The sequence below is a fragment of the Streptomyces sp. NPDC057654 genome (genome assembly GCF_042800135.1).
Taxonomy (GTDB): domain Bacteria; phylum Actinomycetota; class Actinomycetes; order Streptomycetales; family Streptomycetaceae; genus Streptomyces.
The window spans coordinates 1-3438 of record NZ_JBHVHQ010000899.1 but is presented as its reverse complement, the minus strand read 5'-3'; the positions used below and the strand labels follow the sequence as shown (position 1 = coordinate 3438).

Genomic DNA, 3438 nt, shown 5'->3' with positions numbered 1-3438 from the left:
GGCGAGCCCCGCATGGCGATTCGCAACCGCCAAGATCGTTGTGAAGCGATCGGCGGCGGCCGTTGCCGTCGCGTTAACGCCCAGGTCATTCCCGATGCCAACGATCCTCTGTGACAGGCCGGCCACGGCCGCCCGCCACATTCGCGTTCGCACTCGGGGAGACAGGCATGTCACGCAGGTCCCGTATCCGCTCCGCAGCCGCCGCCCTCGACCGCCGTACGTTCCTCACCGCCACGGGTGCCGTCGGCGCCGCCACCGGCCTCGGCCTCGCGTTCGGGCCGGGCGGGGGCTCGGCGACCGCTTCCCCGACCGCCGCCCCCGGCGCGGCCGAGTCCATCGGGGCGGCCGCCGCCCGCAAGGCCCCCGCCGTCCCCGCCGCCCCCTCGCCGAAGGGCACCACCCTCGCCACCGTCGCCGCCCCCCGCGGCTCCGGCCCCTACCGGCGGCTCGGCGACGGACCCGGCTGGCCCCGGCAGACCCGTACCGAACTCGCCGCCGCCAAGAAGGGCCGCGCGGACCGCCGCACCACCGTCGCCTCCTTCGTGCAGTTCACCGACCTGCACCTCACCGACGTCCAGCACCCGCTGCGCTACGAGTTCTTCCGGGCCGGAAACACCGGCTCCTGGCGCCCCCACGAGGCGCTGACCATGCCCGGCGTCGTCTCGCTCATCGAGCGCGTCAACGCGCTGCGCACCGGCCCCGCCACCGGCTCCCCGCTCTCCTTCGTCATGACCACCGGGGACAACGGCGACAACAACTCCAGGGCCGAACTCGACTGGTTCCTCACCGCCATGTCCGGCGGCCGGATCACCCCCAACACCGGCCACCCGACCCACTACGAAGGCGTCCAGAACAGCGGACTGAAGCTGTTCTGGAACCCCGAGAGCACGCTGCGCGACGCCGACAAGCAGCAGGGCTTCCCGCACCTGCCGGGCTATCTCGCCGCCGCCACCCGCACCGTCAACAGCCCCGGCCTCGCCGTCCCCTGGTACTCCACCTACGGCAACCACGACGGGCTCTCCGGCGGCTGCTACCCGGGCGTCGGCAGCTTCATAGCGGACGTCGCCACCGGCAACCGCAAGCTCCAGATCATCGGCGCCGCCGAGGCCAAGCGCATCATCGACGGCGAGGCCGGCGGCGTGGACCCCAAGGGCAAGCGCATCGAGGAGCTGCTGCGCGCGCACCGCAAGGACATGCGCACCATCACGCCCGACCCGCGCCGAGCCGCCACCACCACCCGCGACTACCTGGCCGCGCACCTCGACCCGGCGCACACCGGCGCGGGCCCCGTCGGCCACGGCTACGGCAAGGACAACCTCGACGCGGGCACCCTCTACTACTCCTTCAAGATCTCCGACCGCGTCATCGGCATCAGCCTCGACTCGACCGATCCCGGCGGCCACTACCAGGGCTCGCTGGGCACCGCCCAGCTCCGCTGGCTGGAGCGGACCCTGACCGAGCACAAGGACCAGTACGCGCTCGTCTTCAGCCACCACGCGAGCTGGAGCATGAACAACGCGACCCCCGACCCGGCCCGCCCACGCGAGGCCCGGCACCAGGGCGACGAGCTGATCGCCGTGCTCCGCCGCCACCGCAACGTGCTCGCCTGGATCAACGGCCACAGCCACCGGAACAAGATCGTCCCGCGCGGCACGTTCTGGGAGGTCTCCACCGCCTCGCACGTCGACTACCCGCAGCTCGCGCGCGTCATCGAGGTGACGGACAACCACGACGGCACCGTCTCGCTCTTCACCACCCTCATCGAGTCGGCGGCCCCGCACCGCACCGACTTCCACGACCTCTCCCAGACCGGCCTCGCCGCCCTCTACCGCGAACTGGCCTTCAACGCGCCGGGCGGGAGCACCGACCTCGCCGGCCAAGCGGGCGACCGCAACACCGAACTGCTGCTGCCCCGGCGCTGATGAGCGCTCCCCGAGTCCGTACGCGCGGGTATCGCGTGTCCTGAACTCACTGGCGGGACGGGGGCGGAGCAACGGTACGGGCCGTGCAGGAGTCCTCCCGGGTGCATCGAACCGCGACCGCTGGAGGGATCGCCCATGACCACGCGCACGGTACGGAACGGACTGATAGGGGCGGCGGTGAGCGCGGCGCTGGCCACGGCCGCGTTCGCCGCCCCCGCGCAGGCGCAAACCGGCGGGGAGCACGGCCACGCCGCCACCCAGAAGGCCATGGACGCCCAGGTGGCGGCCGGGGTGCCGGGGGTGCTGGGGCAGGTTCAGGACAGACACGGCACCTGGAACGGCTCCTCCGGGGAGGCCGACACCCGCACCGGACGCCCCCGGCTGGCGCACGACCGCTTCCGGGTCGGCAGCATCACCAAGTCGTTCGTGTCCACCGTCGTCCTGCAACTGGAGGCGGAGGGGAAGCTCGACCTCGACGACTCCGTCGACCACTGGCTGCCGGGCCTGGTGCACGGCAACGGCCACGACGGCGCGAAGATCAAGATACGGCAGCTCCTCAACCACACCAGCGGGATCTTCAACTACACGGCCGACCCGGAATTCATCGAGAAGGCCTTCGGACCGGGCTTCCTGAAGCACCGCTACGACACCTGGACGCCCGAGCAGATGGTCGCGCTGGCCATGCGGCACAAGCCGGACTTCGATCCCGGCAAGAGCTATAACTACTCCAACACCAACTACATCCTCGCCGGGATGATCGTGGAGAAGGCCACCGGCCACTCGTACGCCGACGAGATCGAGCGGCGGATCATCGAGCCGCTGGACCTGGACGGCACCAGCGTCCCCGGCGACGAGACCGAGCTGCCCAGCCCGCACGGCCGCGCGTACTCCACGCTCGGCGAGGCGTCCCCCGGCGCCAAGATCTACGACGTCACCGAGCTGAACCCCACGCTGGCCGGTTCGGCGGGCGCCGTCGTCTCCACGACCGGCGACCTCAACCGCTTCTACCGGGCGCTGCTCCGCGGCGAGCTGCTCCCGAAGCAGCAGCAGCGGGAACTGCTCACCACCGTCCCGGCCGGGGGCCCCGACACCCGTTACGGGCTGGGCGTGTTCTCCTCGAAGCTGTCGTGCGGGGTGACGGTGTGGGGCCACGACGGCGGCATCCACGGCTCGTTGTCGAAGGCGGTCAACACCCTCGACGGGCGGCACGCGTTCGCCTTCAACTACAACGCGGACTACGCGGGCGATCCCAACGCGCTGGTCGAGGCCGAGTACTGCGGCAAGGCCCCGGCGAAGGGGGCCGGAACACCCCTGACCAAGGGGCTCACCGCACAGCGCTGACCGCCCCAGGGCCTCACCTCGGCATCACCACCACATAAGCGGCCGGGTCGCGGGCCTGCGCCGCCACCAAGGCGGGACCGACCACCCCGGCCGGGTGGGCCCCCCGCACCCCCACCAGCACAGCGCCCCAGAGGACGCCCCCGGAGCCCTGCCCCGCCCGCCCGCGACCAACGCG

General features: G+C 71.9%; 2 protein-coding genes. Both read left to right on the top strand.

Features of this window, described 5'->3' with window-relative positions; genetic code table 11:
* Positions 1-167 precede the first annotated feature (167 nt).
* Positions 168-1922, top strand: coding sequence for a TIGR03767 family metallophosphoesterase (locus tag ACFU99_RS37925; protein ID WP_384401532.1), 1755 nt, complete (start codon positions 168-170; stop codon positions 1920-1922).
* A 135-nt stretch (positions 1923-2057) separates the two neighbouring features.
* A complete protein-coding gene (locus ACFU99_RS37920; protein ID WP_384401529.1) occupies positions 2058-3263 on the top strand; it encodes a serine hydrolase domain-containing protein in 1206 nt (401 codons plus the stop codon).
* Positions 3264-3438 lie beyond the last annotated feature (175 nt).

What these genes read in the sequence shown, in the direction of transcription:
- ACFU99_RS37925 (WP_384401532.1), top strand. Translation starts at nt 168, where the DNA reads ATGTCACGCAGGTCCCGTATCCGCTCCGCAGCCGCCGCCCTCGACCGC.
- ACFU99_RS37920 (WP_384401529.1), top strand. Translation starts at nt 2,058, where the DNA reads ATGACCACGCGCACGGTACGGAACGGACTGATAGGGGCGGCGGTGAGC.